The following is a 6,563-nucleotide window of genomic DNA, read 5'->3' as shown; positions in this document are numbered from 1 at the left end:
AATCCTCTATCTCTCGAGCGTCCCCTTCGAGAAGCTCGGATTCAAGACCCAGCTCGAAGGGACCGCGCTCCCGATGCTCACCTGGAACGCCCTCTCGAAGGTCCCCTCCGTTGTGACCGTCGGCGGAGTGTTCCTCTATGGGATCTGGTGGATCACGAACCGGAGGAAGGAAGTGCAAAAACTGGAGCGCGGGCTTCGCGACCTGGAGAACCGGCACAATGGGGAGGGCAACTGACATGCACACGAACCTTGCGACCGTCGCCATGAGAACCCCGGAGGGAACCGGAATGAAACGGTTCGGCAAATCGTTGAGCTTTTGGAAAATCGTCGCCGGAATCATTCTGAGCGCGGGCGCCTACGTCACCTACATCCGCGTCACGCAGGGACTCGGAGCCACCACCCATTTGAGCGACCAGTTTCCGTGGGGGCTCTGGATCGGCTTCGACATCCTGTGCGGAGTCGGGCTCGCCGCGGGAGGATTTACGCTGGCGGCCATCGTGCATATTTTCAACATCAAGAGGTTCGAACCGATCCTGCGCCCTTCGATCCTGACGGCCTTCCTCGGCTATGTCCTGGTGATCGTCGGACTCCTCTACGATCTGGGGAGGCCGTTCCAGATCTGGCATGCGCTGATCATGTGGAATCCGCATTCTGTCATGTTCGAGGTGGCCTGGTGCGTGATGCTCTATACGACGGTGCTCAGCCTGGAGTTTTCCCCTGTCGTCCTGGAGAAGTTCAAGCTCACGAAGACGCTCCGGGTCGTGAAGCGGGTGATGCCGCCGCTCATCATCGTGGGTGTGCTCCTTTCGACGCTGCACCAGTCGTCTCTCGGGTCGCTCTACCTGATCGTTCCGGAAAAACTCTACGCCCTCTGGTATACGCCCTATCTTCCGGTCTTCTTCTACTTCTCGGCGATCGCCGCCGGTTGCGCGATGGTCATCTTCGAATCGATCCTGAGCGGGCGGCGCTTCAAGAAGGGGCTCGAACTGCCGCTCCTTGCTGAAATATCGCGAATCGCGGTCCTGATGCTTGCGGTGTATCTCACGATGAAAGCGGTGGACCTCGTCAACCGGGGTGCCGTACCGCTCCTCTTCGTGCCGAGGATGGAAACGTACCTCTACTGGCTCGAGATCGCAGTGGGTGTCGCAGCGCCGCTCGCCGTCTTCGGCATCCCCCGCCTCCGGCAAAGCCGGAACGGGCTCTTCCTCGGTTCCGTTCTGATCATACTCGGGTTCATCCTCAACAGGATGAACATCAGCATCACCGGGATGGAAGCGTGGGCGGGGGTTTCCTACTTCCCGTCGTGGATGGAGATCACCGTCACAATGGCCATCGTCACGGCGGGGTTCATCATTTTCACAATGGCGGCGCGATACCTGCCGTTGTTCAAGCACGAACATGAGGCGGAAGCTCCCAAGGCCGTCCTCGACATGAGCGAGGATTTGCGCCTGGTTTCAGCGCCGAATTCAGCGGAGAACTCCGATGCGATTTACTCCATCGAATAGAGGCTCCTACCCCGTGGTTCCGAAGGAGCAGCGGTGCGTCTGGATGGCCGCGGGGATTCTCTCGTACCAGCTGTGCGAACGCGAGTTCGATTGCGATCAATGTCCCCTGGACAAGGCGATGCGGATGCACATTTCCCACGGGACCGGCCGCGCGCGTGTCCGCAAACAGGCCTCGCCTGCCGGGAAGACCGAACACGATCTCTAAAGCCACGACCTCAGATGGGGCCGAAGCGCGCCGCCGAGCCGGTGAAAGAGGCGCTCGTTTCATGCCGGTGAGCGCTTCTCACTCTTAAGAACTTCCTTCACTCCCAGTTGCACCCCTGAGAAAGCATCCAGGAGATTTCTGTCCGGTTCAACGGGCGCACCATCCCGGAGTGGCACGCAAGTTGCCCTATTTCAGCCGGATGGGTATCCCCTTTCTCCATAGGCTCAGCGTCCGGGTTCTTGCGGGAGCGATCCTCCTTCTCCTCGTGCTGTTCGGACTCTATTCCTATTTCGCCGTCGGATTCTACAAAACGCAGATGATGAACCAGATCGTCCTGAGCGCCGACAGGATGAGCGACGTCATCAAGCAGTCGACCCGGTACAGCATGCTGCTCAACCGGAGGGACGACGTCTATCAGATCATCTCCACGATCGGAAAGGAACCGGGGGTCGAGGGGATCCGCATCTACAACAAGCGGGGGGAGATCATGTTCTCCATCGATAAGTCCGAAGAGAACACGACCGTCGACATGCACACGGAGGCGTGCTACGCCTGCCATAGCCAGGAAAAGCCGCTGGAGTCGCTCCCCACGAAGACCCGCACCCGGATCTATGAGGCTTCGAGCGGGCACCGGGTCCTCGGGGTGATCAACCCGATCCGCAACGAGCCATCTTGTTCAAACTCGGACTGTCACGCTCATCCGGGCGACCGCACGGTGCTCGGCGTCCTCGACGTCAGGATGTCGCTCAAAGGCCTCGACGACACCATCGCCGGGACGCAATATACGATGCTCACCTACGCCGGAGGGGTTATCCTCGTCATCGCGGCGATCGTGGCCCTCTTCCTCTCAGTGACCGTGTTGAAACCGGTGCGCGGCCTGATGAAAGGGGCGCAGGAGATCACCTCCGGCAACCTCGACTACCGGATCGCAATCCGTACGAGGGACGAACTTGGGACGCTGGCCCGGGCGTTCAACACGATGACCCTCTCGGTGAAAAACGAGAAGGCGGAAAACCTCCGCTGGGCCCGGACGCTCGAGCAGCGGGTCCGGGAAAAAACGGACGAACTGAATGCGATTCACAGGCAGATCGTTCACATTGAGAAGATGGTGTCGCTCGGGAAGCTCGCGGCGACGGTCGCGCACGAGCTCAACAATCCCCTGGAGGGGATCCTGACCTATGCGAAACTGATCGGCCGCCGGATCAAGAAGGACGAGGCGCTCCTTCAGGCAAACCGCCAGACCGTCGAGGATATCGGGCTGATCGCGCAGGAGGCGGACAGGTGCGGCACGATCGTGAAGAACCTCCTCCTCTTCTCGAGGAAACAGGCGGGAGACTTCGCCCTCGTCCCGGTCCGCCGGATCGTCGAGCAAGCGGCCCAGCTCGTTCGCCACCACTGCGACATCTCCAACGTGAAGCTCGAGACGCGCTCTCCCGAGCCGGAACTTGCGCTCCTGTGCGATGAAAACCAGATCAAACAGGCGCTGATCGCGCTCTTCGTGAACGCCGTGGAAGCCATGCCGGGAGGCGGAAGGATCACCGTCGAGACCGGGCGTCCAGATCAAGCCGACGGTGTCCTTATCTCCGTCGCCGACAACGGCGCCGGGATTGCCGAGAGCGACCTTCCCTTTATTTTCGAGCCGTTCTTTACGACCAAGAAGGAGGTCCACGGAGTGGGGCTCGGCCTCTCCGTCGCCTATGGCATCGTCGAGCGGCACGGCGGAACGATCGCCGTCGTCTCATCCGTCGGGAAGGGCACGACCTTCACGCTGACCTTCCCGCCCGTTTCAACATCTCAAACCACCGGGGAACAAACGAAAAAGCAAGAGGCAGTATGACTACCACTCCAAGAATCCTCATCATCGACGACGAAATGGTCGTACGCGATTCCCTTTCGAAATGGTTCCGCGAAGACGGATATGAAATCGGAACCGCCGAGAACGCCGCCGCGGCGCTGAATCAATTCCAACGGGGCCGCTGGGACGTTATTCTTCTCGATATCAAGATGCCGGGGATGGACGGCATGGAGCTCCAGCAGCGTATCATGGAGGCCGATCCGGCGGCGACGATCATATTTATCACGGCGCACGCCTCGGTCGATACCGCGGTCCAGGCCCTCAAGCAGGGCGCCTTCGATTACGTCACGAAGCCGGTCGATCCGGACCACCTCTCCCATCTCGTGCAGAACGCCTTGAAGCAACGGGCGTTGAGCGGCGAAAACGTGCAGCTTAAGGAACGCATGTCGGAGTTCTTCAAGGTCGAGGAGATGATCGGCGAGTCGCCGCAGATGAAGAAGGTGTATGAGCTCATCGAGACGGTGGCTCCCACCGACGCCACAGTGATGATCCGGGGCGAGAGCGGAACCGGCAAGGAGCTCATCGCCCGGGCGATCCACAGCAACAGCCAGCGGCGCTACTTCCCGATCGTCACCGTCAACTGCGGAGCGCTCCCCGAAGGGATTCTCGAAAGCGAGCTCTTCGGGCACGAGCGCGGCGCATTCACCGGCGCCCAGTACCAGAGGAAGGGAAAGCTGGAGCTTGCCGACGGGGGGACATTGTTCCTCGACGAGGTCGGCAACATCTCGATGAAAACTCAGATGGACCTCCTGAGAGTGATCGAATCGAAGCAGTTTACCCGCGTGGGAGGAAACGCGGTGATCACGGTCGATTTCCGGGTCATCTGCGCGACGAACAAGGACCTCGAGAAGGCGGTCTCCGACGGGGTGTTCCGCGAGGATCTCTATTACCGGCTGAACGTCTTCACGATCCTTGTTCCCCCGCTCCACGAGCGCAAGTCGGATATTCCGATTCTTGCCAATCACTTCGTGACCTCCTACTCCCATTCGATGGGGAAACCGATCACCGCGATCAGTTCCGAAGCGATGGAGCTCCTGATCCGGCATGACTGGCCGGGGAATGTCAGGGAGCTCGAGAATGCGATCGAGCGGGCGATGGTGGTCGGAAAACCGCCCTGCATCCGCCCCGAAGATCTTCCGTTCCAGCTTTCGATGAAGAAGAAAATGACGGGTTCGGGGACGCTCTCGGCGGTGGAACGGGACTACATCACGTCGATCCTCGAGGAGAACCGGTGGAATATCTCGCGCTCGGCGGAGATCCTCGGCATCGACAGGGCGACGCTCTATAATAAGATTGCGAAGTATGAGCTGCAGAAACCGGCGTGATCAACGTGATCAAGGGGATTCACATTCTCAACGCTTCGCGCCTTGAGGACAGGGAGATCGAACCCGCCGCCAGGGCGGTTGAGGAGGCGTTCGGCGCGCGGGCCGTCCTCGAGCGGACGTCGCTCGATCTCGATCACGCGTTCGACGCCCCGAGGGGGCAGTACCGCTCGGCGGTCCTGCTCGCCCAGCTCCTGGCCGCCGCACCCGAGCAGGATGTGAAGTGGATTGCGATCGTCGACGTCGACCTCTTCATTCCGGTGCTCACATTCGTTTTCGGCGAGGCGCAGCTCGGGGGCCGGGCGGCGATCGTCTCCGTGCACCGGCTCTCGAACGAGTTCTACGGGATGCCGGCCGATCATCCGCGCCTCCTCGACCGCCTCGGGAAGGAGATCATCCATGAGCTCGGGCACACCGCCGGATTGATCCATTGCCGGCAATTCGAGTGCGTGATGCGCTCGTCCACTTACGTCGGGGAGATCGATCTCAAGGCCGGCCGCCTCTGCCGGGGGTGCAGGGATCATCTGGCCGATCTTCAGCGGGCCGGCGCGGTCAGAACAGTACTATCTTAGTCACCATGTCAGACCAAGGGAGAATTGACGAATGAGCATCTTATTCAGCAGGCAATGTGAGTACGCCCTTCAGGCCGTGATGTATATGGCATTGAAGAAGGATCACCAGGCCACTTCGATCCGGGAGCTCGCGGAGAATTTCGATATCCCGTATCACTTCCTCGCGAAGATCCTCCAGGATCTCACGCACAAGGGACTTCTGATTTCGCACAAAGGGCCCGCGGGAGGATTCGCTCTCGGCGCCGGGCCCGAGGTGATCAACCTCCTCCACATCATCGAGGCGATCGACGGAGCGGGCTTCCGGCAAAACTGCGTCCTGGGATTCGAGGAATGTTCGATAACCGACCCTTGCGCGCTCCACGATGAGTGGTTCAAATCGCGAAACACCATCATCGCGATGCTGGAGAAGAATAGCATCGGTCAGATGGCGGTCAGGATGCACAAGGCCCAGTACAGGCCAAAGGCGAAAGCCGCCCCGAGGAAACGCCCCGCCCCCGCCCAAGAAGCGCCTCCGAAATCTTCTTAACAAGACCATTTGGTCCGAATTGGCACACGGTTTGATCTATATGGAGTAGCATTGAGAAATGAACTCCACATAGGGCCAATAGGGTACGGTCAAGGGGAGATCCGAACGGATCCATTTTCAACTTTGAGAACTCCCGCTCCGGACACTCTGCGGATTGAGAGGACGGCCACCCCTACACAGGAAGTCCTGAGAATCAAGAAATTGCCCCCCGAACTGCGGAGGAGAAGGGCAAATTTTCGGTCTGAGCCCAGGTTCCTGAAGCGTCTTCTCTGGAGACTGAAAGAGGATTCCCAGTTCCTGCGCTTGACGACCCAATTGGCATTCGTCCTTCTCTGCGTCTGGATCGGGCTCGAATTCTATCTGTTTGTCAGGTGGGGAACATCCGGCGGGACGGCTGCCTACGTGACAAGACCTCCAGGCTCTGAGGGCTTCCTTCCGATCAGCGCCCTCATCAGCCTGAAGTACTGGATCCAAACCGGCATCGTCAATCAGATCCACCCGGCCGGCCTCTTCATCTTCGTGGCGATCCTGGCCCTGGGAGTGCTGTTGAAGAAAGCGTTCTGCAGCTGGTTGTGCCC

General features: G+C 59.8%; 8 protein-coding genes. All 8 read left to right on the top strand.

The window, feature by feature from the left end; genetic code table 11:
- Positions 1 to 235: 4Fe-4S dicluster domain-containing protein (locus tag VI215_02715; GenBank protein HEY6191218.1), on the top strand; the 235-nt coding region annotated here is incomplete at its 5' end.
- Positions 219 to 1,505, top strand: coding sequence for a Ni/Fe-hydrogenase cytochrome b subunit (gene hybB, locus VI215_02710; protein HEY6191217.1), 1,287 nt, complete (start codon positions 219 to 221; stop codon positions 1,503 to 1,505). The genes VI215_02715 and hybB, both read left to right, overlap by 17 nt.
- A complete protein-coding gene (locus VI215_02705) occupies positions 1,483 to 1,710 on the top strand; it encodes a hypothetical protein (protein HEY6191216.1) in 228 nt (75 codons plus the stop codon). Before hybB ends, VI215_02705 begins: the two co-directional genes overlap by 23 nt.
- 169 nt (positions 1,711 to 1,879) lie before the next feature.
- Complete coding sequence (locus VI215_02700) at positions 1,880 to 3,547, top strand: ATP-binding protein (GenBank protein ID HEY6191215.1); 1,668 nt, start codon at positions 1,880 to 1,882, stop codon at positions 3,545 to 3,547.
- On the top strand, positions 3,544 to 4,890 hold the full coding sequence (locus tag VI215_02695; GenBank protein HEY6191214.1) for a sigma-54 dependent transcriptional regulator: 1,347 nt from the start codon (positions 3,544 to 3,546) through the stop codon (positions 4,888 to 4,890). The genes VI215_02700 and VI215_02695 overlap by 4 nt, the downstream gene beginning before the upstream one ends.
- The gene (locus tag VI215_02690; protein ID HEY6191213.1) at positions 4,887 to 5,459 is read left to right on the top strand and encodes an archaemetzincin family Zn-dependent metalloprotease; all 573 of its coding nucleotides are present in this window, start codon (positions 4,887 to 4,889) and stop codon (positions 5,457 to 5,459) included. Before VI215_02695 ends, VI215_02690 begins: the two co-directional genes overlap by 4 nt.
- Positions 5,460 to 5,490: 31 nt before the next feature.
- Positions 5,491 to 5,985 (top strand): Rrf2 family transcriptional regulator, encoded by a 495-nt coding sequence (locus VI215_02685; GenBank protein ID HEY6191212.1) that lies wholly within the window; start codon positions 5,491 to 5,493, stop codon positions 5,983 to 5,985.
- Between the two features lie 303 nt (positions 5,986 to 6,288).
- Positions 6,289 to 6,563: 4Fe-4S binding protein (locus VI215_02680; GenBank protein ID HEY6191211.1), on the top strand; the 275-nt coding region annotated here is incomplete at its 3' end.

The sequence above is a fragment of the Bacteroidota bacterium genome, from assembly GCA_036522515.1.
Lineage (GTDB): Bacteria > Bacteroidota > Ignavibacteria > UBA10030 > SZUA-254 > VBOC01.
Note: the sequence above shows the minus strand (reverse complement) of the source record. Positions and strands in the feature narration are given on the sequence as shown.